General features: G+C 62.6%; 16 protein-coding genes. 2 read left to right on the top strand and 14 right to left on the bottom strand.

From position 1 onward, the window contains the following. The 12 genes from murC to coq7 form a co-directional block, all read right to left on the bottom strand. On the bottom strand, nucleotides 1-1404 hold the full coding sequence (gene murC, locus P3T18_RS26940; protein ID WP_429303018.1) for a UDP-N-acetylmuramate--L-alanine ligase: 1404 nt from the start codon (nucleotides 1402-1404) through the stop codon (nucleotides 1-3). After that, the gene (murG, locus tag P3T18_RS26935; RefSeq protein WP_429303017.1) at nucleotides 1401-2519 is read right to left on the bottom strand and encodes an undecaprenyldiphospho-muramoylpentapeptide beta-N-acetylglucosaminyltransferase; all 1119 of its coding nucleotides are present in this window, start codon (nucleotides 2517-2519) and stop codon (nucleotides 1401-1403) included. The genes murC and murG overlap by 4 nt, the downstream gene beginning before the upstream one ends. A 121-nt stretch (nucleotides 2520-2640) precedes the next feature. Then, on the bottom strand, nucleotides 2641-3918 hold the full coding sequence (gene ftsW / locus P3T18_RS26930) for a putative lipid II flippase FtsW (protein ID WP_429303016.1): 1278 nt from the start codon (nucleotides 3916-3918) through the stop codon (nucleotides 2641-2643). Next, complete coding sequence (murD, locus tag P3T18_RS26925) at nucleotides 3915-5429, bottom strand: UDP-N-acetylmuramoyl-L-alanine--D-glutamate ligase (protein WP_429303015.1); 1515 nt, start codon at nucleotides 5427-5429, stop codon at nucleotides 3915-3917. The genes ftsW and murD overlap by 4 nt, the downstream gene beginning before the upstream one ends. 26 nt (nucleotides 5430-5455) lie before the next feature. Further along, the gene (gene mraY, locus P3T18_RS26920; RefSeq protein WP_201646317.1) at nucleotides 5456-6625 is read right to left on the bottom strand and encodes a phospho-N-acetylmuramoyl-pentapeptide-transferase; all 1170 of its coding nucleotides are present in this window, start codon (nucleotides 6623-6625) and stop codon (nucleotides 5456-5458) included. Nucleotides 6626-6642: 17 nt separating this feature from the next. Continuing rightward, nucleotides 6643-8055, bottom strand: a complete 1413-nt coding sequence (locus P3T18_RS26915) for a UDP-N-acetylmuramoyl-tripeptide--D-alanyl-D-alanine ligase (protein WP_429303014.1) — start codon at nucleotides 8053-8055, stop codon at nucleotides 6643-6645. Continuing rightward, the gene (locus P3T18_RS26910) at nucleotides 8052-9599 is read right to left on the bottom strand and encodes a UDP-N-acetylmuramoyl-L-alanyl-D-glutamate--2,6-diaminopimelate ligase (RefSeq protein WP_429303013.1); all 1548 of its coding nucleotides are present in this window, start codon (nucleotides 9597-9599) and stop codon (nucleotides 8052-8054) included. The genes P3T18_RS26915 and P3T18_RS26910 overlap by 4 nt, the downstream gene beginning before the upstream one ends. Further along, nucleotides 9596-11461: a peptidoglycan D,D-transpeptidase FtsI family protein gene (locus P3T18_RS26905; protein ID WP_429303012.1), complete on the bottom strand. Its 1866-nt coding sequence runs from the start codon at nucleotides 11459-11461 to the stop codon at nucleotides 9596-9598. The genes P3T18_RS26910 and P3T18_RS26905 overlap by 4 nt, the downstream gene beginning before the upstream one ends. Further along, nucleotides 11458-11808: a cell division protein FtsL gene (gene ftsL, locus P3T18_RS26900; protein ID WP_429303011.1), complete on the bottom strand. Its 351-nt coding sequence runs from the start codon at nucleotides 11806-11808 to the stop codon at nucleotides 11458-11460. The genes P3T18_RS26905 and ftsL overlap by 4 nt, the downstream gene beginning before the upstream one ends. Further along, entirely contained in the window at nucleotides 11805-12746 is a 942-nt protein-coding gene (rsmH, locus tag P3T18_RS26895; RefSeq protein WP_429303409.1) for a 16S rRNA (cytosine(1402)-N(4))-methyltransferase RsmH, read from the bottom strand. The genes ftsL and rsmH overlap by 4 nt, the downstream gene beginning before the upstream one ends. A gap of 27 nt (nucleotides 12747-12773) precedes the next feature. Then, complete coding sequence (gene mraZ / locus P3T18_RS26890; protein ID WP_429303010.1) at nucleotides 12774-13202, bottom strand: division/cell wall cluster transcriptional repressor MraZ; 429 nt, start codon at nucleotides 13200-13202, stop codon at nucleotides 12774-12776. A 429-nt stretch (nucleotides 13203-13631) separates the two neighbouring features. Beyond that, complete coding sequence (coq7, locus tag P3T18_RS26885; RefSeq protein ID WP_429303009.1) at nucleotides 13632-14264, bottom strand: 2-polyprenyl-3-methyl-6-methoxy-1,4-benzoquinone monooxygenase; 633 nt, start codon at nucleotides 14262-14264, stop codon at nucleotides 13632-13634. A 302-nt stretch (nucleotides 14265-14566) separates the two neighbouring features. Between coq7 and P3T18_RS26880 the strand changes: the two genes are divergently transcribed. Continuing rightward, nucleotides 14567-15736, top strand: coding sequence for a porin (locus tag P3T18_RS26880; protein ID WP_429303008.1), 1170 nt, complete (start codon nucleotides 14567-14569; stop codon nucleotides 15734-15736). Nucleotides 15737-15952: 216 nt separating this feature from the next. Here P3T18_RS26880 and P3T18_RS26875 read toward each other — a convergent pair whose 3' ends face one another. Continuing rightward, the gene (locus P3T18_RS26875) at nucleotides 15953-17626 is read right to left on the bottom strand and encodes a long-chain fatty acid--CoA ligase (protein WP_429303007.1); all 1674 of its coding nucleotides are present in this window, start codon (nucleotides 17624-17626) and stop codon (nucleotides 15953-15955) included. Nucleotides 17627-17772: 146 nt separating this feature from the next. Beyond that, nucleotides 17773-19851 (bottom strand): molybdopterin-containing oxidoreductase family protein, encoded by a 2079-nt coding sequence (locus P3T18_RS26870; RefSeq protein WP_429303006.1) that lies wholly within the window; start codon nucleotides 19849-19851, stop codon nucleotides 17773-17775. Nucleotides 19852-20022: 171 nt separating this feature from the next. On the opposite strand from P3T18_RS26870, the gene P3T18_RS26865 reads away from it, so the two are divergent. Beyond that, nucleotides 20023-21228 (top strand): M20 aminoacylase family protein, encoded by a 1206-nt coding sequence (locus P3T18_RS26865; protein ID WP_429303005.1) that lies wholly within the window; start codon nucleotides 20023-20025, stop codon nucleotides 21226-21228. Nucleotides 21229-21677 lie beyond the last annotated feature (449 nt).

The raw sequence follows: 21677 nt of genomic DNA, 5'->3' as shown, positions 1-21677 counted from the left end.
TCACACCTTGGTTTCCTGCGCGAGGCGACCTGGCACACCGCCGATCGAACCCGCGCCCATCGTAATCACCACATCGCCGTCGCGCACCACTGCTGAGAGCGCGTCCGGCACTTCATCCACCGTATCGACAAACACCGGCTCGACCTTGCCCGCCACGCGCAGCGCGCGAGCCAGCGCGCGACCGTCCGCCGCGACGATCGGCGCTTCGCCGGCCGAATAGACTTCGGTCAGCACCAGCGCGTCGACGGTCGAGAGCACCTTCACGAAATCTTCGAAGCAATCGCGGGTGCGCGTGAAACGGTGCGGCTGGAATGCCAGCACCAGGCGCCGCCCCGGAAACGCACCGCGCGCCGCCGCCACCGTGGCCGCCATTTCGACCGGGTGATGACCGTAATCGTCGACCAGCGTGTACGCGCCGCCCGCTTTTCCTTCCGCGATCACGGGCACTTCGCCGTAACGCTGGAAGCGTCGGCCTACGCCGTTGAAATCTGCCAGCGCTCGCTGGATATCGGCATCTTTCACCTCAAGTTCAGTCGCAATTGCAATTGCGGCCAAAGCGTTCTGCACGTTGTGCTCGCCCGGGAGGTTCAAAACGATGTCGAGCGGCGCCGCGTCTTCGCGCATGGCGGTGAAATGCATGCGGCCGTCGCGTGCCTCGACGTTGACCGCGCGCACCTGCGCATCGGGCGCGAGACCGTAGCGAATGATCGGCTTCGAGACGAACGGCAGAATCTCTTTCACGTTCGGATCGTCGACGCACAGCACCGCGATGCCGTAGAACGGCAGACGATGGGTGAACTCGATAAACGCCTGCTTGAGCCGCGCGAAATCGTGGCCGTAGGTGTCCATGTGATCGGCGTCGATGTTCGTGATGACTTCGATCACCGGGAACAGATTCAGGAACGACGCATCGGACTCGTCCGCTTCCGCGACGATGAAGTCACCCGTGCCGAGTCGCGCATTCGCACCCGCGCTGATCAGACGGCCGCCGATCACGAAAGTCGGATCGAGACCGCCGGCGGCCAGCACGCTCGCCACCAGCGACGTGGTGGTGGTCTTGCCGTGCGTGCCGGCAATCGCGATGCCCTGCTTCAGACGCATCAGTTCGGCGAGCATCACCGCGCGCGGCACGATCGGAATACGGCGATGACGCGCCGCCAGCACTTCGGGGTTGTCGCTGCGCACGGCCGTGGAAACGACCACGGCGTTCGCGCCTTCGATGTTTTCCGCCGCGTGGCCGATCGCGATCCGCGCGCCGAGTGCCGCGAGACGATCGGTAATGGCGTTGCTCGACAGATCCGAGCCGCTTACCTGATAGCCGAGGTTGACCAGCACCTCGGCGATGCCGCTCATGCCGACACCGCCGATGCCGACAAAGTGAATGTGTTTGACGATGTGTTTCATTGCTTTCCTTCTGGGCTCGCGCCCGAAATCAAACCCGCCACGTTCGCGCAGATTTGCGCGACCTGTTCCGTGGCGTCGGGTTTCGCGAGCGAGCGCGAACGCTCCGCCATATCCGCGAGGGTCTCTCGCGTCTGGCTGCGCAACCAGTCGGCGAGTTTTTCCGCCGACAGGTCGCGTTGCTGCACGAGCAGCGCCGCGCCGTTGCCGGCGAGAAACGCTGCGTTGGTTGTCTGGTGATCGTCTACTGCATACGGGAACGGCACGAACAACGCCGCCACGCCGACCGCCGAAATCTCCGACACGGTCATCGCGCCCGAACGGCAGATCACCAGATCGGCTTTCTCGTACGCGCTCGTCATGTCGTCGATAAAAGCGACGAGCTCGACGTTCGCGCCGTCCTGCAAACCGGCTGCCGCGTAGTTCTCGCGCAAAGCGTCGATATGCTTCGCGCCTGCCTGATGCACGATGCGCGGACGCTCGTTCGGCGCCAGCAACGCCACCGCACGCGGCACCACTTCATTCAAGGCCGCCGCACCGAGACTGCCGCCGACCACCAGCACATTCAGCGGACCGCTGCGCTGCGCGTAGCGTGCTTTGGGTGCAATTGTGCGAGCAAGTTCCGCACGAATCGGGTTTCCGGTCCATTCGCCGTGCGGCAGCGCGTTCGGAAAGGCCACGAGCACGCGCTTCGCGAGTTTCGCGAGCACCTTGTTGGCGAGACCGGCAATCGAATTCTGTTCGTGCAGCACCAGCGGCGTGCCGCTCAATGCCGTCATCACTCCCGCCGGGAAAGTGATGTAACCGCCCATGCCGAGCACGACGTCCGGCTTCACGCGACGCAACACGCTGAGGCTTTGCGAGCAGGCGCGCAGCAGATTCAGCGGCAGCATCAGCTTGGTCTTCATGCCCTTGCCGCGCAGTCCGCCGAAACGCACGTACTCCATCGGGATGCCGTGTTTCGGCACCAGCGTTGCTTCCATGCCCGCGGGATTGCCGAGCCAGACCACCTTCCAGCCCCACGCCTGCATCAGGTGCGCGACCGCGAGCCCAGGGAACACGTGTCCCCCGGTGCCGCCGGCCATCACCATCAGCGTGCGTTGTGCCGAAGCGGTCATACTTTTCCTCCGCGCATCAACAGGAAAAACGAAGCGTTTTGGCTTCGGCCGCTTCGCTTAACTTCGTGCGCGTTGCGCACGAAGTTAGCCTGCGCCGAAATCGTGTGCTGCTGCATGGGGGTCATACCTTCCCCCCACGCATCAGCACACGATTTTCATAATCCACACGCATCAGCACAGCCACCGCGACGCAGTTCAGCAAAATGCCCGAGCCACCGTAGCTCACCAGCGGCAGCGTCAGACCTTTGGTCGGCAGCAGACCGAGGTTCACGCCCATGTTGATGAAGGTCTGCGCGCCGAACCAGATGCCGACGCCCTTCGCCACCAGACCCGCGAACGTGCGGTCGAGTGCCAGCGCCTGACGGCCGATCTCGAACGAGCGACGCACGATCCAGTAGAACATAAGGATCACCACGAGCACGCCGACAAAACCGAGTTCCTCGCCGATCACCGCGAGGATGAAGTCGGTATGCGCTTCCGGCAGATAGTTGAGCTTTTCGACGCTGCCGCCGAGGCCCACGCCGAACCACTCGCCGCGGCCGAAGGCGATCAGCGAGTGCGTCAATTGATAGGCCTTGCCTTGCGCGTAGCGGTCGTCCCACGGATCGAGGTAAGCGAAGATCCGCTCGCGACGCCACGGCGACGCCCACACCAGCAGGCTGAACGTGCCCACCGCCGTCGCCACCAGGCCGCCGAACAGCTTGCCGTTCACGCCGCCGAGGAACAGCACGCCCATCGCGATCGCGGCGATCACCATGAATGCGCCCATGTCCGGCTCGAGCAGCAGCAGCGCGCCGACCAGACCGACCGCCACCGCCATCGGCAGAAAGCCCTTGGCGAAGCTGTGCATGTATTCCTGCTTGCGCACCGTGTAGTTCGCCGCGTAGATGGTCACGGCGAGCTTCATGATTTCCGACGGCTGCATGTTCGTGATGCCGAGCGGGATCCACCGACGCGCGCCGTTCACGCCCTTGCCGACGTGCGGAACCAGCACGATCACCAGCGCGACCAGCGAAATCAGAAAGAGCTTGGGCGCGTATTTGTCCCATGTGGAAATGGGAATGCGGAACGACACGATGCCGACCACCGAGCCCATCACCACGAAAATGAGCTGACGCACGAGGAAGGCGTAGTCGCGATAAGACGCGTACTTCGGCGAATCCGGCATCGCGATCGACGCCGAATACACCATCACGACACCGAGCCCCAGCAGCGCGACGACGACCCACAACAGCGAGTGGTCGTAGTCGAGCATGCGCGAGCGCAGCGGACGCACGCCGTTGACGGCGCTCGCCAGACCGCTGCCGCTGCGACCGGTGGCGCGGCTGGTGTTGCCCACGTCGCCATTGCCGGCGCGTGAGCCGGCGAGGCGCGAACCGAAGCGTTCCGACCAGCTCATATCATCGTCCCCCGTTCAGCTGCGATGTCTTCCACGGTGCTGCGGAAAACCGCCGCGCGATGTGCGTAGTTCTTGAACATGTCGAAGCTCGCGCAGGCCGGCGACAGCAGTACGGCGTCGCCCGGCTCCGCCAGCGCGGTTGCCGCGCGCGTTGCGTCTTCGAGTGTGGCGTGTTCCGTCATGGCGATGCCGGTGTCTTCGAGCGCGGCGCGAATGAGCGGCGCGTCGCGGCCGATCAGCATCACGGCGCGGCACCAGCGTGCCACGGGTTCGGCGAGCGGCTCGAAGTCCTGGCCCTTGCCTTCACCGCCGACGATCAACACGGCGCGCTGCGCGAGGCCGTCGAGCGCGGCGACCGTTGCGCCGACGTTCGTACCCTTGCTGTCGTCCACGTAGTCCACGCCTTCGATCGACGCGATCAATTCCACCCGATGCGGCTCGCCGCGATACTCGCGCAGACCATGCAGCAGCGGCGCGCCCGGCAGGCCGACGGCACGTGCCAGCGCGTAGGCGGCCAGCGCGTTCGCCGCGTTGTGCAGACCACGGATACGCAGCGCGTCCGCCGGCATCAGGCGCTTGAACGCGATGCTCGGCGCCGCGGCAACTTCATTCTTGCGACGACGCGTCGGCGCGGGCTCGTCGCTCGCGTCGCGGTCGTGCGCTTCGACCAGCCATACCATGCCGTTGTCGCGCAGCAGGCCGTAGTCGCCAACACCCTTCGGCTCGGTCACGCCGAACGTGATGATCTCCGCTTCGCTGCCTGCGGAAGGCGCGAGCGCCATCACGCGCGAGTCGTCGCGATTCAGCACGCGCACGGTCTGTGTACCGAAGATGCGGCCCTTCGCGGCAGCGTAGGCGTCGAGGCCGCCGTGCCAGTCGAGGTGATCTTGCGTGATGTTCAGCACGGCCGCCGCGTCGGGCATGAACGTATGCGCGGTTTCCAGCTGGAAGCTCGACAGCTCGAGCACCCAGACGTCGGGCAACGCGGTGGCGTCGATGGCTTCGGTGAGTTTGTCGAGCACCGACGGGCTGATGTTGCCCGCCACCGCCACCTTCTTGCCCGCGCGTTCGCACAACAGGCCGGCGAGGCTCGTGGTGGTGGTCTTTCCGTTCGTACCGGTGATCGCGATCACCTTCGGCGCGTAGCCGCTTTCGCCGAGCGTCTTGAGCGCTTGCGCGAAGAATTCGAGTTCGCCCCACACGGGAATGCCTTGCTCGCGCGCTGCGGTGATGAGCGGCAGCAGGTCGGCAGCGAGCGGCGACAGTCCGGGGCTGATCGCCACGAGTTCGACACCGTCGAGCAGGGCCGCCGAAAACGCGCCGCCGATGAAGTCGGCATCGACGCCGTGCGCTTCCAGCGCGGACAGGTTCGGCGGCACCTCGCGCGTATCGGCCACACGCAGCCGACAGCCGTGCCGCGCGCACCAGCGCGCCATCGCAAGACCGGATTCACCCAGTCCCAGCACGAGCACCATCGGCTTTTGCCGATCCCGAAACTTCTCGCCGAACATCGCCTGCTTCCTTGATTACCTGCTGCTTAACGCAGTTTGAGCGTGGACAAACCGAACAGACACAACATCAACGTGATGATCCAGAAGCGCACGACCACCTGCGTTTCCTTCCATCCCGACAGTTCGAAATGGTGATGCAGCGGCGCCATCTTGAAGAGACGCCGACCTTCGCCGAAACGGCGCTTGGTGAATTTGAACCACGTAACCTGCAACATCACGGAAAGCGTCTCCGCGACAAAAATGCCGCCCATGATGAAGAGCACGATTTCCTGACGCACGATCACCGCGACGGTGCCGAGTGCGCCGCCGAGCGCAAGCGCACCCACGTCGCCCATGAACATCTGCGCCGGGTGCGTGTTGAACCAGAGAAACGCCAGCCCTGCCCCGCCCATGGCCGAACAGAAAATCAGCAGTTCGCCCGCGCCGGCGATGTGCGGAAAGAGCAGGTATTTCGAATAGACCGAGCTGCCCATCACGTACGCGAACACGCCGAGCGAAGCGCCGACCAGCACCACCGGCATGATGACGAGGCCGTCGAGACCATCCGTGAGATTGACCGCGTTGCTCGCGCCGACGATCACCAGATACGTCAGCACGATGAAGCCCCACACGCCGAGCGGATAGCTGATCGACTTGAAGAACGGCAGCATCAGATCGGCGCGTGCCGGCAAGCCCATCGACAAGCCGCTGCGCACCCACGCCATGAACAGGTCGAACACGCGCACGTTGCTGGCTTCGGAGACGCTGAACGCCAGGTACACCGCGGCGAACAGGCCGATCACCGATTGCCAGAAATACTTTTCGCGCGACGACATGCCGCGCGGATCCTTGTAGACCACCTTGCGGTAGTCGTCGACCCAGCCGATGACGCCGAAACCGAACGTGACGAGAATCACGATCCAGATGAAGCGATTGGTCAGATCGGCCCACAGCAGCGTGGCCACTGCAATGCCGAGCAGAATCAGCACGCCGCCCATGGTCGGCGTACCCGACTTGACGAGGTGCGACTGCGGACCATCTTTACGGACAGCCTGACCGACCTTCATGGCGGTCAGCTTGCGAATCACCGCCGGGCCGCAGACGAGCCCGATCAGCAGCGCGGTGATGGTGGCCATCACCGCACGGAAAGTCAGATAACTGAACACGCGCAAGAAGCTTGCGTCATTCTGCAGCCATTGCGCCAGCGCCAGTAGCATGCTTCGGTCCTTCTATTTCAATGTGCTGCGGGCGCATTGCCCGCAGCGTTGGGTTGTGGACTCGTTACGGCGTCCACCACGCGTTCCATCTGCATGAAACGCGAGCCTTTCACGAGAAGCGTTGCAGCCGCGCCGAAACCGGCCTGCTGCAATTGCGCGACGAGCGTGCCGACGTCGGCGACGTGATGCGCAGCGGCGCCATAGGCCGTGCATGCGTCGCGCGAGGCGTCACCCATCGCATAGAGCGCGTCGATGCCGCGCTCTTTGGCGTACGCACCGATTTCGCGGTGGAACGCCGGACCGTTGTCGCCGACTTCGCCCATATCGCCCATCACCAGCACGCGCGGCGACGCTTGCGCCGCGAGCACGTCGATGGCGGCACGCATGGAGTCGGGATTCGCGTTGTAGGTGTCGTCGATCACGGTTGCGCCGGCGAGCGTGCCGAGCGCGGCCTGCTTCACCTGCAAGCGGCCTTTCACGGCGCCGAACGATTCGAGACCGCGCTTGATCGCGTCGAGCGACACGCCGGCAGCGAGCGCCGCCGCGGTGGCGGCGAGCGCGTTGTGCGCGTTGTGGTCGCCCAGCACCTGCAGCGTGAGGTCGACGTGGCCTTGCGGCGTGTCGATGCTCAGCACGTTGCCGGTGAATGTGCCGGTGACGGCGGCCTCGGTGCTGCGCTCCGACGTGTTGAGCGCGAAGTCCATGATCGGGTTGCCGGTGGCGGCGACGCGCCAGATGCTCGCGTACGCGTCATTGGCCGGAAACACGGCGACGCCGTCCGGCGACAACGCGTGAATCACGCTCGCATGTTCCAGCGCGACCGCTTCCACAGTTGCCATGAATTCCTGATGCTCGCGCTGCGCGTTGTTCACCACGGCGACCGTCGGCTCGGCGATTTTCGCGAGCAGCGAGGTCTCGCCCGGATGATTCATACCGAGTTCGACCACGGCGAGCCGATGCGCGGCGTGCAGACGGAACAGCGTGAGCGGCAAGCCGATGTCGTTGTTGAAATTGCCCGCCGTGGCCAGACGCGCGTCGGCGCCGACGGCGGCGGCGAAGATCGACGCGATCATTTCCTTGACCGTGGTCTTGCCGTTGCTGCCGGTGACGGCCACGAGCGGCATCGCGAACTGGCGACGCCAGCCGCGCGCCAGCGCGCCGAGACCGACGCGCGTATCCGTCACGCGCAGCGACGGCACGTTCCAGCCTTCCGGCGCGCGCGACACCAGCACGGCACTGACGTTGCGCGCGGCAACCTGCGGCAGGAAGTCGTGCGCGTCGAAACGGTCGCCCTTGATCGCGACGAACAGATCGCCGGGACCGGCGCTGCGGCTGTCGGTGGAGACGCGCTCGAAAGCGACGCTGTCGTCGCCGCTTACCGTTGCGCCGGGAATCAGCGCGGCGGCTTCACGCAGTGTGAACATCGTCATTCGCCACCTCCGCGTGCGTGCGTCGCGCGTGCGGCCAGCGCGAGGCGTGCGTGATCCTGATCGGAGAATGCGCGTTTCTTGCCCATGATTTCCTGTGTTGCTTCGTGCCCCTTGCCTGCCAGCACGATGACGTCTTCGCGCGCCGCGCTGCGGATCGCCTGCAGAATGGCGCTCGCGCGATCTTCGATGCGGCGCGCCTTCGACGCGTCTTTCATGCCGGCGACGATCTGGTCGATGATGGATTGCGGATCTTCGCTGCGCGGGTTGTCGCTCGTGACAACGACGCCGTCCGCGACCTTCTCGGCAATCGCGCCCATCAGCGGACGCTTGGTGGCGTCACGGTCGCCGCCGCAGCCGAACATGCAGATCAATTCGCCGCCGCGAGCGGCCGCCATGGGGCGCAGCGCCTCGAGCGTTTTTTCCAGCGCGTCCGGCGTGTGCGCGTAGTCGATCACGACGAGCGGTTCGTCGTTCTGCAAGCGGCCGCCGAGACGCTGCATGCGGCCATTGACCGACTCCAGCTTCGACAGTTCGGCGAGCGCGACGAAGAACGGCACGCCGGCGGCGAGCAAGGCGCCGAGCACGCCGAGCAGATTGCTGACGTTGAACGCGCCGAGCGTCTGCACCTCGACTTCGGCTTCGCCCCACTCCGACGTGGTGAGGTGAAACGCCGTGCCGGTGGCGGTGGCGCGAACGTTCGAGGCGAGCAGCAAAGCGTCGGCTTGCGGCGCGTCCTGCAACGCGCCATCGATGCCGTAGGCAATCGTGCGCGCCTGACCCTGCGTGCTGGCGAGCAGACGGCGGCCCGCCGCGTCGTCGCGATTGACGACGACCGCGCGCAGATCGGGCCACGCGAACAGCAGCGCTTTCGCCGCTTCGTAGGCTTCGAACGTGCCGTGGTAATCGAGGTGGTCTTGCGTGAGATTCGTGAACACGGCGATGTCGAACGCCGTGCCGTTCACGCGGCCTTGATGCAGCGCGTGCGACGACACTTCCATTGCCACGGCCTGCGCACCGGCGTCACGCAATTGCGCGAGACTGCGCTGGAGTTGCGGCGCGTCGGGCGTGGTGAAACCCGTGTGGACGAGTTGACCCGGCAGGCCGGTGCCGAGCGTGCCGATGATCGCGCAGCGCGTGCCGAGCGCCGTGAGCGCCGCCGAAATCCACTGACTGCACGACGTCTTGCCGTTCGTGCCGGTGACGCCGATCGTCAGCATGCCGTCGCTGGGATTGCCGTACCAGGCGCTCGCAATCGAACCCGCGAGTTCGTTCAATGCGGGCACGGCCAGCATGGTGGACGGATCGACTTTGCCGCCGAAACCTTCCGGTTGAACCAGCACCGCCGCCGCGCCACGCTCGATCGCACCTTCGATGAACGGGCGGTTGTCGGCGCCGTCAACGGCGTAGGCGAAAAACGCGTCGCCGGCCGCGAGCGAACGCGTGTCGGCGTGCAGATGCGCGCCTGGCTGCACGTGAGCGTGCAGCCAGGTGACGGCGTCGGCGATCTGCCGTTGCGCGGGATGCTTCTGACGCAACGCGCTCATCGCTCGACTCCGGCATGCGTTCTGGCGTTGGCCGAGATCGTCATTTTCTTCGCGCCCGCGCTGGTGGAGAGCTTCTTCACCGACGCCGCCGTGGGCGGTGCGCTCGGTGCAGCGGGCGCGGAGTCGTCCGACACCACCATCTGCTTAACCGGCATGTCCGGCGGCACGTTCAGCGAACGCAGCGTGTCGCCGACGATGCCCGAAAACACCGGACCCGAGACCTGACCGCCGAAGTGGCTGCCTGCGGTCGGTTCGTCGACCGACACGGCCACGACGATGCGCGGATTCGGCATCGGCGCCATGCCGACGAACGAGGCGCGATACTTCGAGTGATCGTAGCCATGCGGGCCGTGCTTATACGCCGTACCGCTCTTGCCGCCGACGCGATAACCCGGCACCGCCGCATCCGGCGACGTGCCGCCAGGCGCCGTCACGGTTTCGAGCATGGCGCGCACTTCGCGTGCGGTGGTAGGCGCGAAAATCTGCGGACCGACCGCCGGCTGGTCGCCCGGCGAACGGAAAATCGACACCGGCATGATTTCGCCGTCGTGGGCGATGGCGGTATAAGCGCGACCCAGCTGGAACAGCGACACCGAAAGACCGTAACCGTACGACATGGTGGCCTGTTCGATACGGCGCCAGCTCTTCCACGGACGCAAACGACCCGCGGCCGCGCCTGGGAAGCCGACCTTCGGCGCCTGGCCGAGACCGATGCTGGTGTACATGTTCCACATCTCTTCGGGCTTGAGCTGCATCGCGATCTTGGTCGCACCGATGTTGCTCGACTTCTGGATCACCCCGCCCACGGTCAGCACGCCGAAGCCGCTGTCGTCGGTGATCGGTGCGCCGTCGAGCACGAAACGCCCGCCGCCGGTATCTACCAGTGTAGTCGGCGTGACGCGGTGCAGATCGAGTGCGAGCGAGACCGTGAACGGCTTCATGATCGAGCCCGGCTCGAACGTGTCCGTGAGAATGCGGTTACGCAACTGGTCGCCCGTGAGGTGCGAACGGTCGTTCGGGTTGTAGGTCGGATAATTGACCAGCGCCAGCACTTCGCCCGTGCGCACGTCGATCACCATTGCGGCGCCGGCCTTGGCCTTGAATTTCTCGACTGCGGCCTTCAGGTTCGTGTAGGCGATGTACTGGATCTTGCTGTCGATCGACAGATCGACGTCCTGTCCGTTGTGCGGCACGACCTGTTCGTCCACATCTTCGATGATGTGGCCCATGCGGTCCTTGATGACGCGGCGGCTGCCCGACATGCCGGCGAGCAGCTTCTGGTCGCCGAGTTCGACGCCTTCCTGGCCTTCGTCTTCCACATTGGTGAAGCCGATCAGGTGAGCCGTGATTTCGCCTTCCGGATAGAAGCGCTTGTATTCGTCGCGCGCGTAAATGCCGGGGATATCCAGCGCCGCCACTTTTTCCGCGACGTCGACCGGCACCTGACGCTTCACGTAGACGAAATTCTTGTCTTCCGAAAGCTTGGCGCGCAGCTCCTTGTTCGTCATGTCGAGCAGCTTGCCGAGCTGGTTCAGCTTGTCGGCGCCGAGGTCGTCCGGCACGGAATCGGGAATGGCCCAGATAGCGCGCACCGGCAGACTCGTGGCCAGCACGAGACCGTTACGGTCGAGAATCTTGCCGCGCGTAGCCGGCAATTCGAGCCGGCGCTGATAGCGGATTTCGCCCTGCTTCTGATAGAAGGCGTTGCCCGGCCCCTGAATCCAGAAGGCGCGCGCGGTGAGCGCGACGAACGCCATGAACAGGAGGAAGACGACGAGCTTCGAGCGCCACATCGGCAAACGCACCGAGAGAATCGGGTTTGCCGAAAAGGCCACGCTCTTGCGGGTGGACGATTTTTTCATCGTGCGGCTCCGCGACGTGTCGCAACCGGCGCCGAAGCCGGGCCGGAAGTCGGAATAGGCGCGTCCTCAGCCTTGGCCGCGCCCGGGTCGAGCGTCAGGTACTGGGTGCGTCCGGTCGTGACCGATTGCATCTTCAGTGAATCAGTGGCGATCTGCTCGATGCGCGATGTTTTGGACAGCGCGCTCTGCTGATATTGAAGTTGCGAATAGTCCTGCTGCAGCTGGCGCTCCTGCGATTGAGCGCGCTGCAACTGGATGAAGATCTGCCGCTGCTGATTCGTGGCGTTGACGACGGACAAGGCACAACCCATCACGATGATCAGCAGGAAGATATTGAGGCGGTTCATGGTGCAATCCGCTCCGCCACGCGCATTACGGCGGAACGGGCGCGCGGGTTCGCGGCGACTTCAGCTTCGCTCGCGAACACACGGCCGATGATTTTGAGCGGAGGGCTCGGCAGATCGACGGCACGAATCGGCAGACGGCGATCCACCGCAGGCGTACTTGCGTTCGCCTGCATGAATCGCTTGACGATCCGGTCCTCGAGCGAATGAAAGCTGATGACCACCAGCCGCCCCCCTTGCTCCAACAGCGACAACGCTGCTTCTAAAACGACTTGCAGCTCCGCAAGCTCTTGATTGACGTGAATCCGTATAGCTTGAAAGGTGCGGGTTGCCGGATCCTTGCCCTTCTCACGGGTTTTGACGACGTTAGCCACGATTTGGGCAAGCTCGCCCGTGCTGACGAGAGGCCCAAGACGGTCGGACTCTGCCCGGCGAGCAACAAGCGCCTTTGCAATCTGAAAAGCAAACCGTTCTTCCCCATAATCTCGTATCACCTCCGTCAGTTCCTGCACCGTGGCCCGCGCCAGCCAGTCTGAAGCGGACTCGCCGCGCGTCGGGTCCATCCGCATGTCGAGTGGGCCGTCGGCGCGAAAGCTGAAGCCCCGCTCCGGATCGTCGATTTGCGGCGACGATACGCCCAGATCCAGCAAAACACCCGACACTCGCCCTACTCCCCGCTCTGCGATCGAGTCGCGTAGCGAAGCAAAACTCTCGTGCACGATGCCGAAGCGCGGATCGGCAATCTGCTGGGCCGTTGCGATGGCAAGCGGGTCTTTGTCGAACGCGATGAGGCGCCCCGACTCCGCCAACTTCTCCAGCACTAGCCGGCTGTGACCGCCGCGCCCGAACGTACCGTCTACATAGACGCCGTCGGCGCGTGTGATCAGCGCTTCGACCGCCTCGTCCAGCAGCACCGTGCGATGCTGCAATTCATTTCCCATCGCAGGTGCCATATATGTAATCCGCGATCAGAACGTGAAATTCTTTAACGCTTCGGGCATGCCCTCGGCGATCGCTGCCTGTTCCTTTGCTGCGTACGTTGGTGCATCCCACAATTCGAAGTGACGACCCATACCGAGCAAGGTCACTTCCTTTTCAAGCGAACCGGCCGCGCGCAATTCCGGCGACACGAGCACACGCCCCGCGCCGTCCATATCGACGTCCATGGCATTACCGAGAAAGATGCGCTTCCACCAGGCCGCGTTCATGGGGAGCTTGTCGACCTTGTCGCGGAAGACTTCCCATTCCGGGCGCGGAAAGAGCCACAGGCAGCCGTCCGGGTGCTTGGTGATCGTCACCCGGCCCTCTGCCTGTGTTTGCAGCGCATCCCGATAGCGAGAAGGGATCGACAACCGCCCTTTCGCATCGAGCGTCAGCGCCGACGCCCCTTGGAACACTTCGCTCTCCCCTGTGCATGCAACCTGGTGCTGTCGCGACGTTGCGGCGCCGCCTGCCCGATTCGTGAAAATCTACTCGAAACTGCCTGCGAGATCACACAAAAATACACTTTCTCACACTGTCTCCCACTTTAGAGGAACGCTAAACAGGGGTCAAGGGAGATACACGCTTTTTGAGCGAATTTTGTTTGCTAGAACAAGGACTTAGCGCGAGTCCTTCACGTCACACCTAAAACGGAAAACCGTTATAAATGAATGAGCTAGTGCAACATGTGAAGGTGATACGTGAAAAGTGCGCGGGAAAGGCGTGGAATGTAAGAGATCGTGAAGCGGGATTTGGCGGGGCTGGATGGCGTTCGGGGACTTTCAAACGGATGGCGCGCGCGGCGCCATCCCACTTTCACGCGGACTGCGTTCGACCGCGATAACTCATATGTAATAGGCAGTGCGCGTCATCACCTTCGATACAGCGCGCATCAGCGCGCGCGCGGGAAACGGCAACTCGACGCCGCCGGCGTCCATTGCGGACTTGCCATGCCCGGCTTCGTCCACTCGCATCTGTTCGACGATCGCGCGCGATTCGTGATCGGCTGCCGGCAACTTCTCCAGATGACTATCCAGATGCTGCTCGACCTGACGCTCGGTCTCGGCCATGAAGCCGAGACTCACGCGATCACCCATCCGGCCCGCGGCGAGACCGATCGCGAGGGCGCCGGTATACCACAGCGGGTTCAGAAGACTGGGACGCGAGTCGAGTGCTTCGAGACGCTTCGAGGTCCACGCGAGGTGATCTTCTTCTTCGATCGCGGCGTGATCGAACACAGCTCGCAAGGACGGCGAACGGGTCGCGAGTTTTTGCGCCTGGTACAACGCCTGGGCGCAAACCTCGCCGACATGATTCACGCGCATCAGGCCAGCCGAGTGCGCTCGCTCCTCCGGCGAAAGCTCGGCGACGTCCGCCGTCGATTCCTGCGGAACGGGCAACGGACGACTCATCCGCGACACGCCGGTCATTGAGCGTAAACCCCGATCAAACTCGCTAATCAACTCGTCCAGAAACATTCAGCACTCCCTGATTCATCTACGACGGCACCGCGCCGGCGAGTCCGTACGACAAGGCTTTGCGGGGCAAAACCTGTTTTGCCTACACATCGGATTCGCATAAATTAAGCGGCCAATTTTGGATTTTAGACCATGTTGCGTAAACGAAACAGGAGCCTTCCTGGCTGTCTCCTTTTTCTTTGTGCCATGTATGCCTTTTGTTACATTACGTGCAACTTCTCGCGAAGTTGGACAAGCAAGGCCTCAACGCTACATAAATATTCGCCTTGTACAAAAGATTCGTAATCCTTGGAGATCATTCGATGAAAAAGTCGCTTCTCGCTCTCGCAGCATTGGGCGCATTCGCAGGCGTCGCACATGCTCAGAGCAGCGTGACCCTGTACGGTATCATTGACGAAGGCTTCAACATCAACACCAACTCGGGTGGCAAGCACCTGTACAACCTGTCCAGCGGCGTTCTGCAAGGCTCGCGTTTCGGCCTGCGCGGCACGGAAGATCTGGGCGGCGGTCTGAAGGCAATCTTCGTGTTGGAAAACGGCTTTGACGTGAACAACGGCAAGCTGGGTCAAGGCGGCCTGATGTTCGGTCGTCAAGCGTATGTTGGTCTGTCGAGCCAGTTCGGCACGGTCTCGCTGGGTCGTCAGTACGACTCCGTCGTCGACTACGTCGGTCCGCTGGAAGCCGGTGACCAATGGGGCGGCTACATCGCTGCTCACCCGGGTGACATCGACAACTTCAACAACGCGTACCGCACCAACAACACGGTCAAGTACACGAGCGCAAACTACGGCGGCCTGACGTTCGGCGGCACGTACAGCTTTGGCGGCCAGGCAGGCAACATCACCGGCAACCAGATCTGGTCGTTGGGCGCTGGCTACAACAACGGTCCGTTGGTCTTGGGCGTTGGCTACTTGAACGCACGTACGCCGGCAGCTTCGGGCGGCCTGTTCAACAACGGCGGTACGGCTGCAGCAGCAAACGCAGCTGTGACGACGCCGTCGTACGCTGGCTTCACGTCGGCTAACACGTACCAGGTTATCGGTGCTGGCGGTGCTTACACGTTCGGCGCAGCTACGATCGGCCTGACGTACTCGAACATCCGCTTCGCAAACCTGGGTGCTTCGTTCGCATCGCCGTACAAGGGTCAGTCGGCAACGTTCAACAACGGCGAAATCAACTTCAAGTATCAGTTGACCCCGGCCCTGCTGGTCGGCGCAGCGTATGACTACACGCGCGGCGCAGACATCGCTGGCGCATCGCGCGCTCAGTACCACCAAGGCGCAGTTGGCGTGGACTACTTCCTGTCGAAGCGTACCGACGTGTACGTGACGGGTGTGTACCAACACGCTCTGGGCGACACGCTGAACGCAGCGGGTAACGTTGTGGACGCAACGGCTGGCATCAACGGTCTGACGGGTTCGTCGAACCAGAACCAGTTCACGGCTCGCGTCGGCATCCGCCACAAGTTCTAATAAGTCGTAAAAAAGCAGTTTGCCTTAAAGGCGCCTTCGGGCGCCTTTTTTTATGGCTATTCGCGGGGCGCGATGCGCCACGTTATCCTGCTCGTCGCACGCGTACTTTCTCGTGCCGCTGAAAACAGGAAAGGCCCGACAGATGGTCGTCTGCCGGGCCTTTCTGTTTCCTGCTGCTCACGCCGGTTGAACTGCGCGCTTATCTTTGACCGCTTGTCAGGCCCTGCCGTCGCGCAATTCGCGACGAAGGATCTTGCCGACGTTGCTCTTCGGCAATTCGGCGCGGAATTCGACGATCTTGGGACGCTTGTAGCCGGTCAATTGCTGCTTGCAGTACGCGAAGATATCCGCGTCCGTCAGCGCCTGATCTTTCTTCACGACGAACAGCTTCACCGCTTCGCCCGAATGCTGGTCCGGCACGCCGACCGCGGCGACTTCGAACACGCCCGGCAGTTTGGCTACGACGTCTTCGATTTCATTCGGATAGACGTTGAAGCCCGACACCAGAATCATGTCCTTCTTGCGGTCGACAATCTTGACGAAGCCGGCTTCGCTCATCAGACCGACGTCGCCGGATTTGAAGAAACCATCGGCGGTCATGACCTTGGCCGTTTCGTCCGGACGGTTCCAGTAGCCGGCCATCACCTGCGGGCCGCGAATGCAGATTTCGCCGGGCTGCCCGAGCGGCACTTCGTTGCCTTCGTCGTCGCGGATCGAGATTTCGGTGGACGGCAGCGGCAAACCGATCGTGCCGCTGTACTCCGTGACCGTCACGGGATTGCACGTGACACATGGCGACGTTTCCGACAAGCCGTAGCCTTCGATAATCGGCGTATGCGTATGCTCGAACCAGCGCTTCGCGACGGCTTCCTGCACGGCCATGCCGCCGCCATTCGCGGCGATCAGTTTCGAAAAATTCAGCTTGTGGAAGTCAGGGCTATTCAGCAGCGCGTTATAGAGCGTGTTGACCGCCGGGATCGTCGTGATCGCGTAACCCTCGAGCGCCTTGATCATGCCGGGAATATCGCGCGGATTCGGAATGAGCACGCCCAGACCACCGGTGCGGATCGTGAGCAGGCCGCAAACGGTCAGCGCGAACACGTGATACAGCGGCAGTGCGACAACCGTGATGAACTGGTCGATATCGGTCCGATTCGCGCGGACCGGGTCGAGCCAGATTTCCGACTGCAACACGTTGGCGATCAGATTCCGATGCAGCAGCGTTGCGCCCTTGGCCACGCCAGTCGTGCCGCCGGTGTACTGCAGGAATGCCACGTCGTTCGGGCCTTGCTGCACCGGCTTGAAACTCAGGCGGCCGCCCTCGCCGATTGCTGCGTTGAACTTGATGTGTCCGGGCAGATTCCACTCCGGCACCATCTTCTTCACGCGCCGCACGACGAAATTCACGAGCGGACCCTTCACACCCATAAGATCGCCCATCGCAGCGACAACGACATGCTTCACCGCGGTATTGCGCACAATGGCCTGCAGCGTCACAGCGAAGTTCTCGAGCAGAATAATGGCTTCCGCGCCGCTGTCCTTGAGCTGATGCTCGAGCTCGCGCGGCGTGTAGAGCGGGTTCACGTTCACGACCACGTAGCCCGCACGCAAGATTGCCGCGATTGCCACCGGGTACTGAAGCACGTTCGGCATCATGATCGCAATACGAGCGCCACGAGCCAGGCCTTTGGACTGGAACCACGCTGCAAGCTTGCGCGATAGCGCATCGAGCTCACCGTAGCTGATCTCCTTGCCCATGCAGACAAACGCCGGCTTCGTCCGATGATCGCGGAAGGCCTCTTCCAGCAGTTCGGCGACGGACGAATAGCGGCTCGGATCGATCTCTGCGGGAACGCCGGGCGGATAAGATTTCAGCCAGATTTTGTCCATGCAGCGTCTCCTCAATTATTTTCGAATGGTCGTGCTAAAAACGCATCGTAGCATGCGGACATAGGCACTATTCGCGATTTGCGGCCAGGTTAGACTGCAGCCTCCAACCCTCGACAGACGAGGGTTGCGGCACTTTTTGGTGTGGTTCAAGCAGGCTCGACTTCGACCAGACAGTCGTAGAAAGTCGCGGAGCCGCCGAGGTCGGTGAGCGCCTGGCTGGTGACCTGATTGGCGTTGCGGCCGTCCGGTGCAAGCTTCTTCCACCAGATCGACAGCCCGACGACGAGTCCTTCGCGGGCTTTGTCGGTGACGCGTGCGCGCGCCTGCATCGATCCCCGGTCGTTGAAAATGCGCACGAGGTGGCCGTCGACGATCTCGCGTTGCTGGGCGTCCACCGGATGAATGTCGAGACGCGGCTCGCCTTCCGTCGCGCGCAAACTTTCGATATTCACGAAGGTGCTGTTGAGGAAGTTGCGGGCAGGCGGCGAGATCATCGCCAGCGGATAACGCGCTGCAAGTTCCGGCGCGCCGTCGGCCGACTCGTAAGGCGGGAGGTAATCGGGCAATGGGTCGAGCCCCATCTGCTCGAGCCGCGCGCTGAAAAATTCGCATTTGCCCGACGGCGTTCTGAAGCCGCCCTCGGCGAACGGTGCGTCCGGCAAATTCAGCTTGGCCCAGCCGGTTTTCTTCAACGTCTCCCAATCCGTGCCGTCCAACGCTTTGTCGTCCCAGCGGAAGGCCGCTTGCGCGACGGCTTCGTCGCTGTCGTAGAGCGCCGGTTCCTCCAGTTCCATGCAACGCGCGAGTCCGCGGAAAATCTCCGTATTCGAACGCACGCCGCTGATGGGCGCGATCGCCGGCAGGTTGACCATCACGTCGGTGTGTCCGTACGACTTGTGGACGTCGAGGTGTTCGAGTTGCGTCGTGGCAGGCAGGAGCAAATCGGCGTAGTCGGCAGTGTCGGTCTGAAAGTGTTCCAGCACGATCGTGAAGAGGTCTTCGCGGGCGAAACCGGCAGCGACCTTTTCCGAATCCGGGGCAACCGCCACGGGATTCGAGTTGTAGACCACGATCGCCTCGATTCGCGGACCAAACGTGGCCTCGCCGGTGTGCAGCAATGCGTCGCCAATTGCGTTCATATTGACGACGCGCGACTGTTTTGCCGGCCATCCCGGCATCAGATCCGGGCGCTGCAATGCGTGCGAATCCACCGGAGCCCAACCGCCCGACGACAGCAAAGCGCCGCCCGCGCGCTCACGCCAAGCGCCCGTCAGCGAAGGCAAACAGGCGATGGCACGCACGGCGTTGCCGCCGCCACGCACCCGCTGCAAGCCATAATTCAGACGGATGGCGGACTTTTTCGTGCTGCCATACAGCCGCGTGAGGTCGACGATAACCTGTTCGTCGACGCCGCAAATCTCGGCGACACGCGCCGGCGGATAGCTGAGTGCCCGCGCTTTCAGCGCGTCGAAACCGAGCGTGTGATCCGCAATGTATTCCGCGTCGAGCAGGTTTTCCGTGATCAGCACGTTCATCATGCCGAGGGCCAGCGCGCCGTCGGTGCCGGGTTTCAAGGCAATGTGCTGATGACATTTTTCTGCGGTCAGGGACCGGTACGGATCGATGGCGATCAGCTGGGCGCCGCGGCGTTTCGCTTCCTGCGCACGCGTCCAGAAGTGCAGGTTCGACGCGATCGGGTTTGCGCCCCAGATCAGGATCAGTTCGCTTTCGGCAAAAAACTCCGTATGCATGCCGATGCTCGCCCCGTACGTGTACTTCAGCCCGGCGGCGCCGGCGGCGGCGCAGATGGTGCGATCCAGTTGCGACGCACCGATCTTATGGAAAAAGCGCTGTGCGATGCTGTCGCCCTGGACCAGCCCCATGGTGCCGGCGTAGCTGTATGGCAAGATGGCTTCGGGGGCGCGCTTCGCTATTTCCGCTAGACGCGTGGCGGCCAGCTGCAACGCCTCGTCCCAACTGATCGGTTCAAAACGGCCTTCGCCTTTGCGGCCGACGCGTTTCATCGGCGTGGTCAGTCGTTGCGGATGATGGACGCGGTCCGCGTAGCGACTGACTTTCGCGCATAGCGCGCCTTGCGTCGACGGATGGTCCGGGTCGCCCGTCACTTTGATGGCTCGCCCATCTTGCACGGTAACGCGCATCGCGCAGGTGTCGGGGCAATCGTGAGGGCAAACTGCGCGGGCAAATTCTGTCGGAGCATTCATGGCGGACGTTTTGGGGACATCGGGAAGCGGGAGCACTCTGGAATTTTATACGCTGGAGGGTGGGCCGCCCTTGATGCCGTCAAAAATGCCTTCGGCGTAGAATCGTTTATCACCGGGCTTGGGCGTCTCGTTGCCCCGAGCGTTTCCACACAAGCAAAAGCCAAGCGCATCATGAAACTGATCCCTGAAATCCAGGCAGCACACGGCGAGATTCAAACCCTTCGACGAACGATCCACGCACACCCCGAACTGCGCTACGAAGAGACGGCAACGGCCGACCTGGTCGCCAGAAGCCTGGAGTCGTATGGCATTGAAACCCACCGCGGACTCGGCAAAACCGGCGTGGTTGGAATATTGAAGCGCGGCACGGGTTCGCGCTCTATCGGCTTACGCGCCGACATGGACGCATTACCTATCCAAGAGTTGAACGGCTTCGAGCATCGCTCGCAAAACGACGGAAAAATGCACGCGTGCGGTCACGATGGACACACCGCGATGTTGCTCGGCGCGGCCCGGCATCTGGCGAAACACGGCGAATTCGACGGCACGATTGTTTTCATCTTTCAGCCGGCTGAAGAAGGCGGCGCCGGCGCGCAGGCCATGATCGACGACGGCCTATTCACCCGATTCCCCGTGGATGCTGTTTTCGGCATTCACAACTGGCCGGGCATGCCAGCAGGTCACTTCGGCGTGACCGAAGGCCCGATCATGGCGTCGAGCAACGAATTCCGCATTGAAATCAAAGGCGTGGGATCGCACGCGGCGCTACCGCACAATGGCCACGACCCGGTGTTCACCGCCGTGCAAATTGCCAACGGCTTGCAAAGCATCATCACCCGGAACAAAAAACCGCTTGATACGGCCGTGCTGTCCATTACGCAGATTCATGCGGGCGACGCGGTGAATGTCGTGCCGAACAACGCCTGGATCGCCGGCACGGTGCGGACTTTCACGACAAAAACGCTCGATTTGATCGAGACACGCCTGCGCAAAATTGCCGAAAGCACGGCGGAGGCGTATGACTGCTCCGTCGAAATCCACTTCCACCGCAATTACCCACCGACGATCAACAGCGAAGCCGAGGCGCGCTTTGCTGCGTCGGTGATGAAGGAGGTCGTGGGCGCAGAAAATGTCGACGATGCGGTCGAACCGACGATGGGCGCTGAAGATTTTTCCTTCATGTTGCTCGCGAAGCCAGGCTGTTATGCGTTTTTGGGCAATGGCGATGGAGGTCATCGGGAGTCCGGACACGGCGCAGGACCATGCATGCTCCACAACGCCAGCTACGATTTCAACGATGATCTGCTGCCCGTCGGATCGACTTATTGGGTGCGGTTAGCGCAACGGTTTTTGGCCGGGGAAGGGCTTGCGGATTAAAAGAACTTGAGTGAAGGTGCTTGTTACCGCGGCGCGAAACGGGCAATTGAGTTCTGCAGGACTTGCGACGGTGCGTAGAACGTGGTCGTCCGTTTTGGCATCTACGCGTGGATGCAGTTGAATTTTGAGGCTAGAAGGCGCGTAGCTCTTGGCTCGTCGCGCAGCTCTGGATGAGCTGCGCGATACATCTTATTCGTGACGCTTTCTTTTTCTAATTGGCGGAGTAGCGTCTTGCGGGGCAGTGCTTTCCTTTACTTCGCCGCCGTCTGGAGCGCCAAACATCGTGCAGGTCACCGGGTCTGCAGGGCCGGTCTGACAGACGTGCGCCTGGCTTTGTTTTGTTTCTTCTGCATCCCCAAACGCAAAAACCCCGCCTTTTAGGGCGGGGTTTCTGTTTGCTGCTAGGGAGCCTGACGATTACCTACTTTCACACGGGAATCCGCACTATC

Source organism: Paraburkholderia sp. GAS199, assembly GCF_050436585.1.
Classification (GTDB): Bacteria; Pseudomonadota; Gammaproteobacteria; order Burkholderiales; family Burkholderiaceae; genus Paraburkholderia.
Note: the sequence above shows the minus strand (reverse complement) of the source record. Positions and strands in the feature narration are given on the sequence as shown.